The sequence below is a fragment of the Paraburkholderia sp. GAS33 genome (genome assembly GCF_050436645.1).
GTDB classification, from domain to species: Bacteria; Pseudomonadota; Gammaproteobacteria; order Burkholderiales; family Burkholderiaceae; genus Paraburkholderia; species Paraburkholderia phenazinium_B.
Window position 1 is genome coordinate 252323 of sequence record NZ_JBNDMP010000005.1, and the last position, 18438, is coordinate 270760.

Genomic DNA, 18438 nt, shown 5'->3' on the forward strand with positions numbered 1-18438 from the left:
GGCGAGCTCCAACGAGCTCGCCTTTTTCATTAGCAGACCAAGACCCCACGCATCAAGCCAGTCCCATCGCGCGCGCGCCGCCGTGCGCCCCCAACCAGCCCACCGACCGCGCCAAGCTACAATGTCCGCTGTTTGCGCCGCGCGCACCGTGCGGCCTGCCTTTGCCCTGGTTCATGACTTCAAAGCCTTCCACGCGTCTTGTTTCGCCTTCGCCGCGTCTTCGCGAATCACGCCTGTCGGCCCTGCATCTCGCGCCAGAATCGCTGGGTTTTGCGCTCGACTGCGCGGCCCAGGCCGTGGGCGCGGTGCGACTCGGCTCGGCGCTTCCCGCCGCGCTGCAGTCGGTCTTCGTGTCGGCTCCTGAAGGCAGCACCGCCGCCGCACGCGGCGCGGTGCAGGACATCTCGTACCGAACCATGCGCCGCCTGGCAACGGCTGATTGGCTGATCGCGAGGCTAGTGCGCAAGGCGCCGCCGCCGCACGTCGCCAATCTGCTCGCCTGCGCACTCGCCTTGCTCGCAGACGCTGAAGAAACAGCAGCTTACGCACCGTTTACCGTCGTCGATCAGGCCGTCAACGCAATTGCCGCGCGCCGCGAGTTCTCTTTCGCGAAGGGTCTCGTCAACGCCGTGCTCCGCAGCTTCCTGCGCGAGCGGGAATCGCTCCTCGCAGCAGCCCAGAACGACGAAGTCGCGCGCTGGAACTACCCGGCCTGGTGGATCGACGCGGTACGCAAAGCGTGGCCCGACAACTGGCAGGACCTGCTCGCAACTGGCAACACGCAGGGACCGCTGACGCTGCGAGTCAACGCGCGCCACTCGACGGTCGACGCCTATCTGCAGGTCTTGCAAAACCACCATATCGACGCCACCCGCGTGGGCGACCACGCGGTGCGCCTCGCGACGCCAATGCCGGTCGACCGCATCCCCGGCTTTGACGATGGCGTGGTCTCAGTCCAGGACGCCGGCGCGCAACTCGCCGCCGAGTGGCTCGGCGCGCGCGACGGCATGCGCGTGCTGGACGCCTGCGCGGCGCCCGGCGGCAAGACCGGCCATCTGCTCGAACTGGCCAATCTCGAACTGGTCGCGCTTGAAAGCGACGCGAGCCGCGCACGGCGTATCGGCGAGAACCTGCAACGGCTCGGGCTGAACGCCGAGGTGCGCATCGGCGACGCCGGCGCTCCGGCGAAGTGGCACGACCCGCTCGACCGCCCCTTCGACCGAATTCTGGCCGACGTGCCGTGTTCGGCCTCGGGCATCGTCCGACGCCATCCGGACATCCGCTGGTTGCGCCGCGCCTCCGATATCCCGGCGCTCGTCGCCGAACAGCGGCGCATTCTGGCCGCGCTCTGGCCGCTGGTGAAGCCAGGCGGCGAGTTGCTTTACGTTACGTGCTCGATCTTTCCCGATGAGGGTGAATTGCAGGCGCAGTGGTTTGGAGACAAGTACCAGGATGCGGTACGATTGGACGCGCCGGGGCAACTGCTGCCCAAAGCGGCCCGCGCGCCTGCCGGCGCTCCGGACGGTTCCCGTGCTGAACCGGACGCCGGCTCGAACCCAGATCACGACGGATTTTTCTACGCGCGCTTTCAGAAACGGTGACCATCAAACGCCTTTTTCCGCTTCGGCTCGTGGCCGTGCTCTGGATTGTGCTGGCCTTTTGGCTGAGCACGCCGGACGCGGCGTACGCCGATTCGATCGCGGTACAGCGCGCGTCGCTGCAGTCGGATGGCGGCGGCTGGAGCCTCGATGCGCGGTTTGACTTCGAACTCAACAGCAACCTCGAAGATGCCGTCAACAAAGGCATCCCGCTCTACTTCACGACCGATTTCGAACTGAGCAGGCCGCGCTGGTACTGGTTCGACGAGCAACCGGTGAGCGTGTCGCAGAGCATCCGGCTGTCGTTTCAGCCGCTTACGCGCGAGTACCGCGTGTCGACCGGCGGCCTGCAGCTCGGCTTCAGCACGCTGAAAGACGCGCTGGCGGTGATCCAGCATGTCACTTCGTGGCATGTGATAGATCGCAATCAGGTGCAGAACGGCGAAACCTATACCGCGTCCGTGCGCATGCAGCTCGACATCGCACTGATGCCCAAGCCATTCCAGATCGACGCTGTGAACAACCGCGACTGGAATCTCTCTTCCGACTGGAAGCGTTTTACTTTCACGGTGACCGAACGTGCTAAATAAAGTACGCGGTACCGCCAGCGTCAGCAGCATCGTCGTGCGCGTGCTGGTGTCGACGGTGGCGGTCACGGCCGTCCTGCTGCTGGTGTTGCTCGCTGCGGCGAGTGCGAACACCGAGTTTTTCGACCGTTACTATCAGTGGCTGTACGCGGCCAACGTTGCAGTAGCGCTGATCTTCCTGATGGTCGTGACGGCGCTCGTCCTGATCATCATCTACCGGCTGCGCAAGGGTAAATTCGGCACGCGGCTGTTGGCGAAGCTGGCGTTCTTCATGGCGCTGGTCGGCGTGGTGCCGGGCGGCATCATTTACATCGTGTCGTATCAGTTCGTCTCGCGCAGTATCGAGTCGTGGTTCGATGTGAACGTCGAGACGGCGCTGACTTCGGGGCTGAATCTCGGGCGCGGCATGCTAGACGCGTCGCTCTCGGATCTGCAGACCAAGGGTCGCCTGATGGCCGAACAGCTTGCCAGTGCAGATGCTGCGGGAACGACGTTGACGCTGCTGCGTTTGCGCGACCAGTTCGGCGTGCAGGACGCGATGATCCTCGAGCCGGGGCGCGGCATGAGCGGCATGAACGTGGTGGCGGAGGCATCGGGCAACTCCGTGACGCTCGTCCCCAACGATCTGCCGACACCGATGATGATCGATCAGGCTCGTGGCCGCGGTTTTGCCGCGATCGAAGGCGAAGTAGATGGCGATCCAAACGCGAATGGTGGCAAGGGAGCGTTGCGACTGCGGATCGTGCAGCGCATTCCAGATTCGAACGCGTCGCTTCTGCAGCCCACTGAGCGCTTTTTGCAACTGACGCAGCCGGTGTCGCCGTCGCTCGCGCGCAATGCGGATGCGGTGCAGCGCGCGTATCGCGAGTACCAGGAGAAGGCGCTGGGCCGCACGGGCCTGCGCAAGATGTACATCGGCACGCTGACGCTCGCGCTGTTCCTCGCGACGTTCATCGCCATGATGCTTGCGCTCGCGCTCGGCAATCAGCTTGCGCGACCGCTGTTTCTGCTTGCGCAGGGGACGAAGGAAGTGACCGAGGGTGACTACACGCCGAAACGCGAAATCAAGTCGCGTGACGAACTCGGCTTCCTGACGCAGTCGTTCAATGCGATGACGCGACAGCTTTCCGAGGCGCGCGCGGCGGTGGAAAACAATCGGATCGCACTCGAGCATTCGAAGGCGTATCTCGAGAGTATTCTCGCCAACCTGACCGCGGGCGTGTTCGTATTCGACCGGCAGTTCCGGCTTACCACCGCGAATCGTGGTGCCGAGCGGATCTTCCGTCAGCAGTTCCAGTCGGCGCTCGGTGCCGCACTCGACCGCATCACCGTGCTGAGCGATTTCGGCGCGATGGTGCGCAAGGCCTTTGCCGATCGCGAAGCCGCCAGCGGCGACGGTCACGACGACCGCGGCCACTGGCAGCAGCAGTTCTCGGTGCAGGTTCCCGGCGAAACGGAACCGCTGACGTTGCTGGTGCGCGGCGCGCGTCTCGTCTCGGCCACTGACCGCGATGCGGAAGACATGCAGACCTCCGGCTACGTGGTGGTGTTCGACGACATCTCCGACGTGATCTCGGCGCAGCGCTCGATCGCCTGGGGCGAGGTGGCGCGGCGTCTTGCGCACGAAATCAAGAATCCGCTCACGCCGATCCAGTTGTCGGCCGAGCGTTTGCAGATGAAGCTGGCGGACAAGCTCGCGCCGTCCGACGCCGACGTGCTCAAGCGCGGCGCGACCACCATCGTCAATCAGGTGGCGGCGATGAAGCAGATGGTGGATAGCTTCCGCGACTACGCGCGCACGCCGCCGGCGGTGCTCGCGAACCTGCAGTTGAATGAACTGGTGAGCGAAGTGCTCACGCTTTACGGCATCGAAGAAGGCAAGAGCGCGATTCACGTGGAGATGGCCACGTTGCCGGTGATCCGCGGCGATGCGACGCAATTGCGCCAGGTGATCCACAACCTGCTGCAGAATGCGCAGGATGCGGTATCGGAGATCGAGCATCCTCGTGTGCTGCTCGAGACGAGGACAGTAGAATATGGCGATCCCGACGCGGAAGGCAAAGTGCGCGTCGCGGTGCGTCTGACCGTATCGGACAACGGACCGGGCTTCCCCGCACGCATTCTGACGCGTGCATTCGAACCTTACGTGACGACCAAGGCCAAAGGAACAGGGCTCGGCCTCGCGATGGTCAAGAAGATCGTCGACGAGCACGGCGCGCGCATCGACATTCGCAACCGTTTGAAAGCAGGCGATGTGATCGAGGGTGCGCAGATTTCGATCCTCTTTCTTCAATTGGCAGACGATGATGCTGCGGCACCTGGGACAGGGCCGCGAACGGCGCATGGCAACGCGTCGCAGGGAATGACAAAAGCAACAGTGCAGACAAGGGCAGCGTAAATGGCAACCATCCTGGTGGTAGATGATGAAATGGGCATCCGGGAATTGCTCTCGGAGATCCTGAGCGACGAAGGGCACGTCGTCGAGGCAGCGGAGAACGCGCAGGAAGCGCGTGAGTTCCGGCTGCGCCAGGCACCCGACCTGGTGCTGCTCGACATCTGGATGCCGGACACCGATGGCGTCACGCTGCTCAAAGAATGGGCCGCGCAGGGGCAACTGACGATGCCGGTGATCATGATGTCCGGTCATGCCACCATCGACACGGCAGTCGAAGCCACCAAGATCGGTGCGCTCAACTTTCTCGAGAAGCCGATTGCGTTGCAGAAGCTGCTGAAGGCGGTCGAACAGGGGCTCGCGCGCGGCAACCCGGCGCCTGCGGCACCTGGCGCCGCGGCGAAGCCTGCCCAGCCGGCGAGTCCGTCCGCGGTGGCCTCGGCCGCTTCGCTGCCGACGCTCGCCAGCGACGGCATCGGCAGCGGCACGCTGGCCGCGCAAACCGCGTCGATCTCGTTCGACATTCCGCTGCGCGACGCGCGTGACGCGTTCGAGCGTGCGTACTTCGAATATCACCTCGCGCGCGAGAACGGCAGCATGACGCGCGTGGCAGAAAAGACGGGGCTCGAACGTACGCACCTGTATCGCAAGCTGAAGCAGCTCGGCGTCGATCTCGGCAAGAACAAAGGGGAGTAAGACGGACGCGGCCGCAAGCTGGGCGGGCGCTTCGGCAAAAATTTTGGGAAGGGGGCTTGAGCGGTAGAAGACCCTTTGATATACTCTCGCTTCTTCGTTGGCCCGGTAGCTCAGTTGGTAGAGCAGCGGATTGAAAATCCGCGTGTCGATGGTTCGATTCCGTCCCAGGCCACCAGGATTCAGCCTCAGGAACTCGCAAGATTCCTGGGGCTTTTCCTTTTCTGATGGGTATCGGTCGCACGGTCTGCGACCACGCTACGCTGGTGCAATGGACGCGGTACGGGCTCGGGGCGGCGTTGTGCGGCGCGTGATAAAATCGCGCCAGTTCAAGGACTTGCGCGTTCGTCTGACAAGTCCTTTTGTTTTTAGGGGTGGCATCTGGCACGGGCTTAAGTGCCTTGCTGCATCGCGCACGAACCCCTGCGTCCGACGATCAGCGGTATAAGCGCCAGCGACTCTGGGCAAGGATGGCGCGGCCTATACTGCTTGAGCCGGCTGTCACGCCGGCACGCGTCGCGCCGCGTTGCTGCATGGCGCACACCGCGCAGCGCGACGTGGCACTCATCATTCACGGAGTTTCACGGTGATCCGTAAAGACGCTAAGAGTAGCGCTCTGGTGCTGTTTTCCGGCGGTCAGGACTCGGCCACGTGCCTCGCCTGGGCGCTTGAACGATACGAAACGGTCGAGACGCTCGGCTTCGATTACGGGCAGCGGCATCGGGTCGAACTGGAGTGCCGTGAGGGCTTTCGCGACGCTGTCGTGCGGGCCGTTCCGGCGTGGGCCGATCGCCTCGGCGACGATCACATGATCGACCTGTCGGTGCTTGGTTCGATCAGCGATACCGCGATGACGCGCGAGATCCAGATCGAAGCGGCGGCCAACGGTTTGCCGAACACCTTCGTGCCGGGCCGCAACCTGATGTTCATGACGATCGCTGCGGCGATTGCCTATCGGCGCGGTCTGCAGGTGCTGGTAGGCGGCATGTGCGAGACGGACTTTTCGGGCTATCCCGATTGCCGCGACGACACCATGAAAGCGCTGCAGGTCGCGCTCAACCTCGGCATGGATCAGCGCTTCCTGCTGGAAACGCCGCTGATGTGGCTCGACAAGGCCGATACGTGGCGTCTCGCTCATGAGCTGGGCGGCGACGAACTGGTCGAGCTGATCCGCGTCGAGACGCATACGTGCTACCTCGGCGAGCGGGCTGAACTGCATGCGTGGGGTTTCGGCTGCGGCGAATGTCCGGCGTGCCGTCTGCGCAAGCGCGGCTACGAGGCCTATCTGGCCGGCGAGAAGGTCACTGAAGCACCCGTTTGATCCGTCCGCTCACCTGGTGATGCATGGGGCGGCGGCAACCTTAATCAGGCGTCCCTGCGGCGCCAGGCAGAAAGCAGCATGACGTACGCGGTCAAAGAAATCTTCTACACATTGCAGGGCGAGGGCGCGAATGCCGGACGTCCGGCGGTGTTTTGCCGGTTCGCCGGCTGCAATCTGTGGTCGGGGCGCGAGGAAGACCGCGCGGACGCGGTGTGCCGCTTCTGCGACACGGACTTCGTCGGCACCGACGGCGAGAACGGTGGCAAGTACCGCACGGCCGCAGACCTGGTGGCGATGATCGCCTCGCAGTGGCCCGAAGGTGAAGGCGAGCGTTTTGTCGTCTGTACCGGCGGCGAGCCGATGCTGCAGATGGATCAGCCTTTCGTCGATGCGCTGCACGCCGCTGGTTTCGAGATTGCTATCGAGACCAATGGCTCGTTGCCAGTGCTCGAGACGATCGACTGGATCTGCGTGAGCCCGAAGGCGGACGCACCGCTGGTGGTCACCAAAGGCAACGAACTGAAAGTCGTGATTCCGCAGGACAACCAACGTCTGTCCGAATATGCGGCGCTCGACTTCGAATATTTCCTCGTCCAGCCCATGGACGGCCCGTCGCGCGACATCAACACGAAACTCGCGATCGACTGGTGCAAACGCCATCCGCAATGGCGCCTGTCGATGCAGACCCACAAGTATCTGAACATTCCCTGATTCGCCGTGCTGACGATTACCCGAAAACTCGAATTCGACGCGGGCCACCGCATCCCCGATCACCGCAGCCAGTGCCGCAATCTGCACGGGCACAGGTATGTGCTCGAAATCACGCTGCAAGGCGATCTGGTCGAAACGGAAGGCGCGCCCGATCGCGGCATGGTGATGGACTTTGCGGACGTGAAGTCGCTCGCCGTCGAACACCTCGTCGACAAGTGGGATCACGCGTTTCTCGTCTATGAAGGCGACACGCAGGTGCGCGGTTTTCTGGATTCGATGCCGGGCCACAAGACCGTCGTGCTCGATCGCATCCCCACCGTTGAAAATCTCGCCGCGATCGCGTTCGAACTGCTCGCGAATGTCTACGACGCGCACTACGGCGTGAATCTGCGTTTGCACAAGGTGCGCCTCTACGAGACGCCGAATTGCTGGGCCGACGTGGTCCGCGACTGAGCGGCGCGCGAGCGTCATCGAGCCAGCAACAAGCGGGCAATCGCGTGGCAATCATGCGCCAGTAGTCTGGCAACTACGCGGCACGTGTTCGGCGCTCCAGCGGCCGCGTTATTGTCACGGTATGATCGTTTCGATAACCACCTGGAGCGAGACATGCCGGTCACCGCACTGCAAAGTGGGCACCCAGCCCGCAGCACCAGCTTCCTCTGCCGTATCTCACGCGCTCTTGTGCATCGCCGCGGGGTACGCTCATGAGCACTCTTACGAATCCCCTCAAACAACGTCTCGCGGAAGCCGAACCGCTTTTCGGGTTATGGCTCTCGCTCGGCAGCGAAAGCGCCGCCGAGGCGCTCGCGCACGCCGGGTACGATTGGTTGCTGATCGACATGGAGCACGCGCCTAACGACAGCGGCGACGTCACCGGTCAGTTGCGCGCAATTGCTGCGGCGCACCTGCCGAGCGAACCGGTCGTGCGTGTGCCGGCGAGCGAAGGATGGCTCGTCAAGCGCGTGCTCGACGCGGGCGCCCGTACGCTGATGTTTCCGAATATCGAGTCCGCAGAGGAAGCTGCGCACGCCGTGCGCCTCACCCAATATCCGACCGCCGACGCGCGCGACGGCCTGCGTGGCGTTGCGGGTGCAGTTCGAGCCGGCTCGTACGGCATGCGGCGCGACTACGTGCAGAGCGCGAACGCGCAGATCGCCACGATCGTGCAGATCGAATCCGCGAAGGCCGTTCACGAAGTGGAGAAGATCGCCGCCACGCCGGGCGTCGACTGCGTGTTCATCGGACCCGCCGATCTCGCCGCGAGCCTCGGCCATCTGGGCGACTCGAAGCATCCCGAGGTGCAGGCTGCGATGAGCCATGTGGTGGCGGCGGCCAACAAGGCCGGGATTGCGACCGGCATTTTTGCCATGGATTCCGCCGGCGCGCGCCAGTATCGCGAGGCGGGTTTTCGTTTTATCGCGGTGGCAGCTGATGTCGTCTGGCTGCTGCGCGCGACGCGCCAGGCGCTGCAGGAGGTGAGGTCATGAAGGGTGTTTCGCAGTTTGCCGTGCGTGCTGCGGTGGGCGTTGTCGCCATTTGTGCTGCGTTCGCGGCATCCGCTGCGCTGAACACGCAGGACAAGCCGTCTCAGGCGGATCCGGAAACGCAGACCGCGGTCGCGGACTATAACGCGGGCAACTTCGGTCCCGCGCTCAGCGAGTTCCACAAGGCGGCCGAGCACGGCAGCCGGCTCGCCGAATTCAACTACGCGATGATGCTGCTCAACGGTGAGGGGACGGCGGTCAACGTCGATGAGGGCAAGAAGTGGCTGCGCAAGGCCGCCGACGCAAACATGTCCCACGCGCAGTATGTGTACGGCAAGATGTACGACGATGGCGAATTCGTTGGCCGCGATCCGGCCGAGGCGCATCGCTGGTTTCTGAAGGCCGCGCAGCAGGGGCACGTGCAGGCCGAACTGGCGTTGGCGAACCAGTTTCTGGATGGCCGCGGCACGGCTCGTGACAATCGCCAGGCGTTCGTCTGGTACAAGAAGGCCGCGCAAGGCGGCGACATGACGGCACAGTACGTGGCCGGCTCGTTCTATGAGCGTGGTGGAGACGGCGTGGACAAGAACCTGAACGTGGCGCGCGCTTACTATGCCGCGGCAGCGGCGCAAGGCGATCCGGCGGCCAAGCTCAAGTACCAGCAACTCAGTGCGCAATTGCGCGACGAGCACGAGGCGAAGCCGCAGTAGCGCGGCACAGGCTCAGCGCCTTTAAACGCGCAAACGAAGAAGGGGCGCATCTGCGCCCCTTCTTCGTTTAACTCTGCATCAACCGCTTCTGTCGCCCGACGCTCATGATGAGGCCGGTCGCAACCCCGAGCGTAATCAACGCCGTGCCCCCGTAGCTCATGAATGGCAACGGCACGCCGACCACCGGCAAGATTCCGCTCACCATGCCGATGTTGACGAACGCGTAGGTGAAAAAGGCCATCGTTAGCGAGCCGGCCAATAATCGCCCGAATAGCGTGGCGCCGTTGGCCGCTATGTACAATCCGCGCGCGATCAACGCCATATACAGCACGAGCAGCACGATCCCACCCGCGAGCCCGAATTCCTCGGAGAACACCGCGAAAATGAAGTCGGTGTGTTTTTCAGGGATGAATTCCAGGTGCGCCTGGGTGCCCTTCATCCACCCCTTGCCGAGCGGGCCGCCAGAGCCGATCGCAATCACCGCCTGAATGGTGTGGAAGCCCTTGCCGAGCGGATCGGAAGTCGGATCGAGCAGCGTACAGATGCGGTGCTTCTGGTAATCGTGCATCAGCGGCCACTGCACCTCGGGCTGGCAGATTTTGTCCTGAAACACCGCAATCGAGGTGACCGCGATCGCTGCCGCAACGAGCACAGGGACGATCAGCTTGAAACTCAGGCCCGCGAAATAGATGACGAACAGACCCGCTGCGAATACCAGCACCGCGGTCCCGAGGTCAGGCTGTTTGGCGATCAGGCCGACCGGCACGGCGAGAATCAGAAGCCCTACCAGAAAGTCGTACCAGCGCATCACGCCTTCGCGGCGCTGGTAGTACCACGCGAGCATCAGCGGGGTGGCGATCTTCATGATCTCGGACGGCTGGATCACCACGCCGACATTGATCCAGCGCTTCGCCCCCTTGCGCGTGAGGCCGAATAGCGCCACCGCCACCAGTAACGCGATGCCGAAGGTATAAAGCGGGACCGCGAAGCGCATCAGCGTGGTGGGTGGCACATTGGCGAGCGCCCACATCAGCACGAAGGTCAGCATGATGTTGCGCAACTGGTCTTCGACCTTGCCCGGCATGTCGAGCGTGGCGCTGTACAGCGTGACGATGCCGACGCACATCAGCAGAAACACCGCCAGCGCGAGCGGACGGTCGAAGCCGATGAACATCTTCTTGATGCGATCGAGCCAGGCGCGCTTGTCGAATTGCATGCCTTTCTCCTTACTCGTCGATGCCGCCGGAGACCGGCTGGCGGGGTGACGTGGGCTGAATGCTGTCGTCGCGCGACGGCGCGGCGGCGCTCGGCGCCGAATCGCTCGCCGGGCGCGGATGACGCGGACCGGATTTGCGCGGCACGGGCGTTTTCGCGGGTGCCGAGGCGGGGTCATCCAGCGTCGTTGTGGCGACGAACGGAGCAGAGGCATCGGCTGCCGTCGCGGCGACCGGTTTGGTGCCTGCCTTGCCGGCTCCCTTATCTGCAGGTGCTGCGACTACCGGGCCGGCCGGCGCTGCAGGTGTCACGTCCGAGGCGGCCGACGCCGCAGAGGGCGCAGACGCCCCGGCCGCATTCGAAGCGGCGCCGGGTATCGGCAACGGCGTGAAGCCAGCGGCAACCGAAGCCGGTTGCGAGATCTCGACGGAAGTCGGCGCTGCGCCGATGACCGGTGCCGACGCATCCGCCGTTGCCGAAGCCGCCGCAGCGACAGCTGCCGCTTCGGCGCCCGGCTTCTGCCGGTCGACGAGGTAATAGTCGAGCACGCGACGCGCGATCGGGCCAGCCACTTCCGCACCCCAGCCGCCGTTTTCGACGATCAGCGCGAGCGCGATCTTCGGATTGTCTGCTGGCGCGAATGCGATAAAGAGCGCGTGGTCACGCAGATTTTCAGGGATTGCGTGGCCCTTGTAGTTGGCGCCCTGCAGCGAATACACCTGGGCCGTACCGGTTTTGCCGGCCGCCTGATAAGGTGCGCCGATGAAAACCTTCGACGCGGTACCGCTGTTCACGACACCGACCATCGCGCGCTTGACGATATCAATATCGTTCTGCGGCACGTCGATGCGGCCATCGTCCTTTGGCACGGTCAGGCGCGTGTCCTTGGTGATCGGGTTTTCGACTTCCTTCACCAGGTGAGGCTTCATCACGACGGCGTTGTTGGCGAGCGTGGCGACCGCATGGGCGAGCTGCAGGATAGTGAACGAGTTGTAGCCCTGACCGATCCCGAGACTGATCGTCTCGCCTTCGTACCAGCGCTGTTGTTCAGGCTTGCGGTAGGCCTTTCGCTTCCATTCGGTGGACGGAAGAATGCCCTTTGCTTCACCGGCAATATCGATACCGGTGAGCTGGCCGAAGCCCCACGGTTTCATGAAATTGGCGATCGCATTGACGCCCAGGTCGTGCGCCAGCATGAAGAAATACGTGTCGTTCGACACCACGATGGCGCGGTTCAGGTCGATCCAGCCCTGGCCCGAACGCACGTCGTTGCGGAACGTGTGCCCGCCGAACGTATAGAAGCCCGGATCCTGGAAGCCCCAGCTCGGCGTGCGCTTGTGCAGCGTCAGCGCGGCGAGCGCCATGAACGGCTTATAGGTCGAGCCCGGCGGATAGGTGCCGTGCAGCGGACGGTTCAGCAGCGGGTGATCGGGCGAGTTGTTCAGCTCGTCCCAGGTCTGCTGGTCGATGCCGTCTACAAAGGAATTCGGATCGAAGCTCGGCGCGGAAACGAACGCGAGTACGTCGCCGGTCGACGGCTCGATTGCCACCAGCGCCCCGCGCTTGCCCGCAAACGCCTGCTCGGCGACCTGCTGCAGGCCGATATCGAGCGATAGCACGAGGTTGTTGCCCGGCGTCGCCTGAGTGCGCGACAAGGTGCGCACGGGACGGCCACCCGCTGTCACTTCGACTTCCTCGAAACCGGTCTGCCCATGCAGTTCGGTCTCGTAGCTCTGCTCCACACCGATCTTGCCGATGTAGTCCGTGCCCTTGTAGTTGTTCGCGTCGAGGCGCGGATCGTAGTGATCCGGATCCTTGTCGTTCTCGTCGCTGGCTTCGTCGATGCGGTCCTGATCGCGCTGCGAAATGCGCCCGATATACCCAATCACGTGCGCCGCCGTCGGCCCAAGCGGGTACTGACGGAACAAACGCGCGCGCACTTCGACGCCGGGGAAGCGGAAGCGCTGCGCGGTGAAGCGTGCGACTTCGTCGTCGGTGAGGCGGGTGCGGATCGGCAGGCTCTCGAAGTTCTTCGAATCTTCCTGCAGCTTCTTGAAGTTGCGCCGGTCGCGGGCGTCGATGGTAATGACGGTCGCGAGATTGTCGATGACGTTGTCGAGCGTGTCGTTGAGCTTCGACGGCGTGATTTCCAGCGTGTAGGCAGAGTAGTTCTTCGCCAGCACGACGCCGTTACGATCCGTGATGATGCCGCGATTGGGCACGATTGGCGCAACCGAGATGCGGTTCTCGTCAGCTTGCAGTGAGTACTTGCTGTAATGCCAGACCTGCAGGAACAGGAAGCGGAAAACAATCAGCCCGAAGCAAACGAACACGAACAGTCCCGCCGCCGCGACTCGCAGGCGGAACTTCGAGAGCTGTTGTTGAGTGTCCTTGAATTCGGCTGCCATGCTTTCGATCAAAGGGCCGCGAAACGGCCGTCAGGTAAGAGTGTCCGGCTGGCGCTCGTGGCCGGCAGGGAAGTACTGTGCGGGTCGAGCGAACTCCGCGAACCATCGCCTGGCGTCTGCAACATCTTTAGCGTGTTCAAGGAGGGGCTCGATGCGCGCGTTGCGCTAAATGGGACGGGTGTCGTCCGGATCGGCCGGACGGCGCTGCGGCATTAGCAGCAACACACTCGCAACGGGCCACAAGGCAGCTTCGACGAACCCGTCGATCAGGTAGCCCCAGCCCGGAAAAGCCGCGCCCATCAGTAGACGGATGACGAACGGCACAAGTTGCGCGATGACCAATAAAGGCATCACGGCGAAGGTCTGCACGCCCATTGGCATCCACAACACACGCCGGTGAATCGTGATGGCGCCGTACGACAGCAGCGTATACGCCAACGCATGCTCGCCGAGCAGGCTGGCGTTGTGCACGTCCATCAGGATGCCGAGCAGGAAGGCGATGCCCATGCCGACCTTGCGCGGTTGATGCACGTTCCAGAACAGCAGCACCAGCGCGACGAAGTCAGGCACGCCGATCAGGCGTCCCCACGGCATCAGGTTCAGCAGGAAAGCGGCTGCCAGGCTGAAGGAGATGAAGTACGGGTTGACCGGTTGCAGGATGTACTGAGGGCGGTTCATTCGTCGATCCCCCCCGTGGCCGGTTTCGTCGCGCCTGCGGCCGGCTTTCCGTCGGCCGGCGACCCGGCGGCGGCCGATCCCGAGGCCGACCGTCCGGTAGCGGCCCGGATAGCGGCCAGACGTTCAGCCGCCGCTTTCTTTTCTCTGGCCTGCTTTGCGTCGGCACCCTTCTTCTCCGCTTCTGCCAGAGCGGGTTTTGCCGCCGAGGCTGGCTTCGCCGCCGAGGCCGGCTTTGCAGCAGCCGCTGCCGCGGAGGCCGGAGCGGCAGCCTTAGCGTTCTTGTCCGCGGGTTTCTCCGCGGACTTCGCGCCCCTCTTCGCCTTTGCTTCTTTCGCTGCGCTGGCCGCATCAGGTTCGTCAGCCGGACGAGGCGGCACCGTGTTCACATAATGCAGCACCAGCAACTGGCGCGCACCGCGCACCGGCGCAACCGGCAGGCAGACCACGTGGGCGAAGGCGGTGTCGGCCAGCTTGTCGACCCGTACGACCTTGGCGACCGGCAGCCCCGGCGGATAGGTGCCGTCGAGGCCGCTCGTCACCAGTTCGTCGCCAGTCTGCAGATCCGCGCTGATCGGCACGAAGCGCAGATCGAGCGTATCGCCCTTCGGTGTGCCGTAGATCACGCTGCGCAGGCCCGTGCGCACGACTTGCACCGGCACCGCCTGGTCCTTGTCGGTGAGAAGCGTGACCTCCGCCTGCAGCGGAAACACGCGCGTGACCTGACCGATTACGCCGTCCTCATTGACGACCGGCGAACCGTTCTGGATACCTTGCTGCGAGCCACGTCCAATGATGACTTTCTGCGTGAACGGGTCGCGCGTGTCGTACTGGATTTCGGCCGGAATCGACTGGGTCGTCATGCGCTGCGAGAGTTGCAGCAGCGAGCGCAGATGCTCGTTCTCGGCGGCCAATGCCGATGCCGTATTGGCCTGCAGCGAGAGTTGCAGGTTCTTCTTGCGCAGCTCGTCGTTCTGACCGCGCAGCGTCGCGCTGGTCACCGCCAGATCCGCCGCGCCCATGAAGATGTCGCGCGGCACGAGCGCGGCACGTTGCAACGGATAGAGGCCCGTGCCCAACATGCCGCGGACGATCTCGAGCGTCCTGAAGCGCGCATCTGAGATCAGCAGGACGAACGCAAGCAGCACGAAGAAAATCAGCCGTGCGAGTGCGGAGGGGCCTTGCTTGAACAGAGGCGGCGGACTGTATTCCATGGTCGGCGCCGGGGGCGTGAGCGGTTGGGTATGACTGCGGCGCGAAAGCGCGCGTCAGTGCGCGGTGGCTGGATGAACCAGCTTAGGACAGGCCAACCCCAAGAAGGCTAGCCGTCCGATTCGCGCTGCTGACATGGAGCCAGGCTCCCGCTTACTCGTACGAGAAGATGCTGCCGAGCTTGTCCATGCGCTCGAGGGCCATGCCCGAGCCACGTACGACGCAAGTCAGCGGGTCTTCGGCGACGAGCACCGGCAAGCCGGTTTCTTCCGCCAGCAGACGATCCAGGTCGCGCAGCAGTGCGCCGCCGCCAGTCAACATCATGCCGCGCTCGGCGATGTCGGCGCCGAGTTCCGGCGGCGTCTGTTCGAGCGCGATCTTCACCGACGATACGATCTGGTTCAGCGGATCGGTGAGGGCTTCGAGGATTTCGTTGCTGGAGATCGTAAAGCTGCGCGGGATACCTTCCGACAGGTTGCGGCCCTTCACTTCCATTTCCTTGACTTCCGAGCCTGGGAACGCGGAGCCAATTTCCTTCTTGATCGCTTCAGCGGTTTGCTCGCCGATCAGCATGCCGTAGTTGCGGCGGATGTAGTTGACGATGGCTTCGTCGAACTTGTCGCCACCGACACGCACCGAACCCTTGTAGACGATGCCGCCAAGCGAGATGACACCGACTTCCGTCGTGCCGCCGCCGATGTCGACCACCATCGAGCCCGTGGCTTCCGAAACCGGCAGACCGGCGCCAATGGCAGCAGCCATCGGCTCTTCGATCAGATAAACCTGCGAGGCGCCGGCGCCGTGAGCCGCTTCCTTGATGGCGCGGCGTTCCACCTGGGTGGAACCGCACGGCACGCAGATGATGATGCGCGGCGACGGCGAGAACATACGCGATTCGTGGGCCGTCTTGATGAACTGCTTGATCATCTGCTCGGTGACGGTGAAGTCGGCGATCACGCCGTCTTTCATCGGGCGGATTGCCTCGATGTTGCCCGGCACCTTGCCAAGCATCTGCTTGGCTTCCTTGCCGACCGCCTGAATGGTTTTCTTGCCGTTGGGACCGCCTTCCTGGCGGATAGACACAACTGACGGTTCGTCGAGAACGATACCTTTGCCACGCATGTAGATGAGCGTGTTGGCAGTGCCAAGGTCAATCGCCAGATCGTTAGAGAAGTAGCTGCGCAAAAAACCGAACATTCAAAATCCTGTCTCGCTTGGGGCCTGGCCTCGCAACATTGCGTAGGGCGGCAGCGGAAAAAATAACAGCTTCAACCGGGCGGATACTGCGCCACAGAGACTTGAAGCTGCGAGGGAATCTACCGGAGGTACGAACAAGACCGCATCTATCTCCGAATCATTTTTGTGGGAAATGACCAGAAAGGTCCTGGTAAGTCGGTCCGGGTTTGGGTCGAACGCGTAATGATACCTTATAATTTTGCTTGATTTAAAGGAAACGGTTGGCACTTTTTGCCACCGCTGGCCCCTTTTTCGAGGGCCTCCTCCAGTGTCGTAACCCGCTGTTACAGCTTTGTTTTTCCGCGCTGTGACAGTTCGCTACATTTTCCGGTGACCGCATGGCTCTGACCCTGACCGATGTTAAGCGCATCGCGCATCTTGCGCGCCTCGAACTGGCCGACGCCGAAGCCGAGCACACGCTTGCCCAGCTCAACGACTTTTTTGGCCTAGTCGAGCAGATGCAGGCCGTCGACACCAAGGGCATCGAACCGCTCGCCCATCCGATCGAGCAGATCGAAGATGTTGCACTGCGTCTGCGCGAAGACGCAGTGACGGAAATCGTCCAGCGCGACGAATTCCAGCGTCCCGCGCCTGCTGTGCAGGACGGGCTGTACCTGGTGCCGAAGGTGATTGAATAAAAACACGGGCGCGGCGCGCGGCGGTTGCTGCGCTGCCATACCCTTGAGGAAAAACGCAATGCATGAAAAAAGCTTGACCGAACTGCGTGCCGCCCTCGCTGCGAAGGAATGCTCCGCGGTCGAACTGGCGCAGCTTTATCTGAAGCGGATCGACGCAGCGAAGAGCCTGAACGCCTTCGTTCAGGTCGACGCCGATCTCACCCTCGAGCAGGCCAAAGCCGCCGACGCGCTGCTGCACACCGGCCACGCCGGTCCGCTGGTTGGCCTGCCGATCGCCCACAAGGACGTGTTCGTGACGCGCGGCTGGCGCTCCACCGCCGGCTCGAAGATGCTCGCCAATTACGCCAGCCCGTTCGACGCGACCGTGGTCGACCGTCTGAAGCGCGCCGGCATGGTGTGCGTCGGCAAGACCAATATGGATGAGTTCGCGATGGGCTCGTCCAATGAGAATTCGTATTTCGGCCCGGTGCAGAACCCGTGGGATACGAAGGCAGTGCCCGGCGGTTCGTCGGGTGGCTCGGCGGCTGCCGTGGCCGCGCGTCTCGCGCCGGCAGCTACCGGCACGGATACGGGCGGCTCGATCCGTCAGCCGGCGTCGTTCTCCGGCATCACCGGCATCAAGCCGACCTACGGCCGCGTGTCGCGCTACGGCATGATCGCGTTCGCGTCGTCGCTGGATCAGGGTGGTCCGATGGCGCGCAGCGCCACGGACTGCGCGCTGCTGCTCAACGCCATGCACGGTTTCGACGAGCGCGACTCGACCAGCCTCGTGCGCGACGACGAAGACTACACGCGCTATCTCGGCCAGAGCTGGTCGGCCGATGCTGCGGGTAATGCCGCGGGCAAGCCGCTCGCCGGTTTGCGCATCGGCCTGCCGAAGGAGTACTTCGGCGCGGGCCTCGCCGACGACGTGCGCGCCGCGATCGATGCCGCGCTGAAGCAATACGAAGCGCTTGGCGCCACGCTGGTCGAGGTGACGCTGCCGAAAACCGAGCTGTCGATCCCCGTGTACTACGTGATCGCCCCGGCCGAAGCATCGTCGAACCTGTCGCGTTTCGACGGTGTGCGCTACGGTCACCGCGCCGCGGAGTACCGCGATCTGCTCGACATGTACAAGAAGTCGCGCGCCGAAGGCTTCGGCCCGGAAGTAAAGCGCCGCATTCTGGTGGGCGCCTACGTGCTGTCGCACGGCTACTACGACGCGTACTACCTGCAGGCGCAGAAAATTCGCCGCATCATCGCAAACGACTTCCAGGAAGCGTTCAAGCAATGCGACGTGATCATGGGGCCGGTGGCGCCGTCGGTCGCGTGGGATCTCGGTGCCAAGGGCGACGATCCGGTGCAGATGTATCTGGCCGATATCTACACGCTGTCGGTGAGCCTCGCGGGTCTGCCCGGCATGAGCGTGCCGTGCGGCTTCGGCGCGGGCGCCAATGCGCAACGTCCAGTGGGTCTGCAGATCATCGGCAACTATTTCAACGAAGCTCGCATGCTGCAGGTTGCGGATGCGTTCCAGCGCGCGACCGACTGGCATCGCCAGGCACCGGCAGGAGTGTGA

General features: G+C 63.5%; 16 protein-coding genes and 1 tRNA gene. 12 read left to right on the forward strand and 5 right to left on the reverse strand.

Annotation, left to right across the window (positions count from 1 at the left end; genetic code table 11):
- The first annotated feature begins 173 nt into the window (after positions 1–173).
- From rsmB to P3T24_RS17685, 10 genes are all read left to right on the forward strand, one after another.
- Complete coding sequence (gene rsmB, locus P3T24_RS17640) at positions 174–1601, forward strand: 16S rRNA (cytosine(967)-C(5))-methyltransferase RsmB (protein WP_429436412.1); 1428 nt, start codon at positions 174–176, stop codon at positions 1599–1601.
- A complete protein-coding gene (locus tag P3T24_RS17645; RefSeq protein ID WP_429436414.1) occupies positions 1598–2188 on the forward strand; it encodes a DUF4390 domain-containing protein in 591 nt (196 codons plus the stop codon). The genes rsmB and P3T24_RS17645 overlap by 4 nt, the downstream gene beginning before the upstream one ends.
- Complete coding sequence (locus P3T24_RS17650) at positions 2178–4583, forward strand: ATP-binding protein (RefSeq protein ID WP_429406709.1); 2406 nt, start codon at positions 2178–2180, stop codon at positions 4581–4583. Before P3T24_RS17645 ends, P3T24_RS17650 begins: the two co-directional genes overlap by 11 nt.
- On the forward strand, positions 4584–5273 hold the full coding sequence (gene esaR / locus P3T24_RS17655) for a response regulator transcription factor EsaR (protein WP_429406711.1): 690 nt from the start codon (positions 4584–4586) through the stop codon (positions 5271–5273).
- A gap of 99 nt (positions 5274–5372) precedes the next feature.
- A tRNA-Phe gene (locus tag P3T24_RS17660) sits at positions 5373–5448 on the forward strand.
- A gap of 408 nt (positions 5449–5856) precedes the next feature.
- Positions 5857–6591 carry a 7-cyano-7-deazaguanine synthase QueC gene (gene queC, locus P3T24_RS17665; RefSeq protein ID WP_429436417.1) on the forward strand — a complete coding sequence of 245 codons (735 nt, stop codon included), beginning with the start codon at positions 5857–5859 and terminating at the stop codon, positions 6589–6591.
- Between the two features lie 78 nt (positions 6592–6669).
- Positions 6670–7302, forward strand: coding sequence for a 7-carboxy-7-deazaguanine synthase (queE, locus tag P3T24_RS17670; RefSeq protein WP_074263048.1), 633 nt, complete (start codon positions 6670–6672; stop codon positions 7300–7302).
- Between the two features lie 9 nt (positions 7303–7311).
- The gene (gene queD, locus P3T24_RS17675; RefSeq protein WP_429407195.1) at positions 7312–7755 is read left to right on the forward strand and encodes a 6-carboxytetrahydropterin synthase QueD; all 444 of its coding nucleotides are present in this window, start codon (positions 7312–7314) and stop codon (positions 7753–7755) included.
- Between the two features lie 251 nt (positions 7756–8006).
- Complete coding sequence (locus tag P3T24_RS17680; RefSeq protein ID WP_429436420.1) at positions 8007–8789, forward strand: HpcH/HpaI aldolase family protein; 783 nt, start codon at positions 8007–8009, stop codon at positions 8787–8789.
- Positions 8786–9496, forward strand: a complete 711-nt coding sequence (locus tag P3T24_RS17685) for a tetratricopeptide repeat protein (RefSeq protein ID WP_074263051.1) — start codon at positions 8786–8788, stop codon at positions 9494–9496. Before P3T24_RS17680 ends, P3T24_RS17685 begins: the two co-directional genes overlap by 4 nt.
- Positions 9497–9563: 67 nt before the next feature.
- Here P3T24_RS17685 and rodA read toward each other — a convergent pair whose 3' ends face one another.
- From rodA to P3T24_RS17710, 5 genes are all read right to left on the reverse strand, one after another.
- A complete protein-coding gene (gene rodA / locus P3T24_RS17690; protein WP_074263052.1) occupies positions 9564–10712 on the reverse strand; it encodes a rod shape-determining protein RodA in 1149 nt (382 codons plus the stop codon).
- A 10-nt stretch (positions 10713–10722) separates the two neighbouring features.
- Entirely contained in the window at positions 10723–13119 is a 2397-nt protein-coding gene (gene mrdA, locus P3T24_RS17695) for a penicillin-binding protein 2 (RefSeq protein WP_074263053.1), read from the reverse strand.
- 165 nt (positions 13120–13284) lie between these two features.
- Positions 13285–13797, reverse strand: coding sequence for a rod shape-determining protein MreD (gene mreD / locus P3T24_RS17700; protein WP_074263054.1), 513 nt, complete (start codon positions 13795–13797; stop codon positions 13285–13287).
- Entirely contained in the window at positions 13794–15008 is a 1215-nt protein-coding gene (gene mreC / locus P3T24_RS17705) for a rod shape-determining protein MreC (protein ID WP_429436423.1), read from the reverse strand. The genes mreD and mreC overlap by 4 nt, the downstream gene beginning before the upstream one ends.
- A gap of 151 nt (positions 15009–15159) precedes the next feature.
- Complete coding sequence (locus tag P3T24_RS17710; RefSeq protein WP_004189550.1) at positions 15160–16203, reverse strand: rod shape-determining protein; 1044 nt, start codon at positions 16201–16203, stop codon at positions 15160–15162.
- A gap of 377 nt (positions 16204–16580) precedes the next feature.
- On the opposite strand from P3T24_RS17710, the gene gatC reads away from it, so the two are divergent.
- Together gatC and gatA are read left to right on the forward strand one after the other, a co-directional pair.
- Entirely contained in the window at positions 16581–16880 is a 300-nt protein-coding gene (gatC, locus tag P3T24_RS17715) for an Asp-tRNA(Asn)/Glu-tRNA(Gln) amidotransferase subunit GatC (RefSeq protein ID WP_074301099.1), read from the forward strand.
- Positions 16881–16938: 58 nt separating this feature from the next.
- On the forward strand, positions 16939–18438 hold the full coding sequence (gene gatA, locus P3T24_RS17720; RefSeq protein ID WP_074263056.1) for an Asp-tRNA(Asn)/Glu-tRNA(Gln) amidotransferase subunit GatA: 1500 nt from the start codon (positions 16939–16941) through the stop codon (positions 18436–18438).

Coding starts and splice junctions, on each gene's coding strand:
- rsmB (WP_429436412.1), top strand. CDS start 174: ATGACTTCAAAGCCTTCCACGCGTCTTGTTTCGCCTTCGCCGCGTCTT.
- esaR (WP_429406711.1), top strand. CDS start 4,584: ATGGCAACCATCCTGGTGGTAGATGATGAAATGGGCATCCGGGAATTG.
- queE (WP_074263048.1), top strand. CDS start 6,670: ATGACGTACGCGGTCAAAGAAATCTTCTACACATTGCAGGGCGAGGGC.
- P3T24_RS17680 (WP_429436420.1), top strand. CDS start 8,007: ATGAGCACTCTTACGAATCCCCTCAAACAACGTCTCGCGGAAGCCGAA.
- P3T24_RS17685 (WP_074263051.1), top strand. CDS start 8,786: ATGAAGGGTGTTTCGCAGTTTGCCGTGCGTGCTGCGGTGGGCGTTGTC.
- rodA (WP_074263052.1), bottom strand. CDS start 10,712: ATGCAATTCGACAAGCGCGCCTGGCTCGATCGCATCAAGAAGATGTTC.
- mrdA (WP_074263053.1), bottom strand. CDS start 13,119: ATGGCAGCCGAATTCAAGGACACTCAACAACAGCTCTCGAAGTTCCGC.
- mreD (WP_074263054.1), bottom strand. CDS start 13,797: ATGAACCGCCCTCAGTACATCCTGCAACCGGTCAACCCGTACTTCATC.
- mreC (WP_429436423.1), bottom strand. CDS start 15,008: ATGGAATACAGTCCGCCGCCTCTGTTCAAGCAAGGCCCCTCCGCACTC.
- P3T24_RS17710 (WP_004189550.1), bottom strand. CDS start 16,203: ATGTTCGGTTTTTTGCGCAGCTACTTCTCTAACGATCTGGCGATTGAC.
- gatC (WP_074301099.1), top strand. CDS start 16,581: ATGGCTCTGACCCTGACCGATGTTAAGCGCATCGCGCATCTTGCGCGC.
- gatA (WP_074263056.1), top strand. CDS start 16,939: ATGCATGAAAAAAGCTTGACCGAACTGCGTGCCGCCCTCGCTGCGAAG.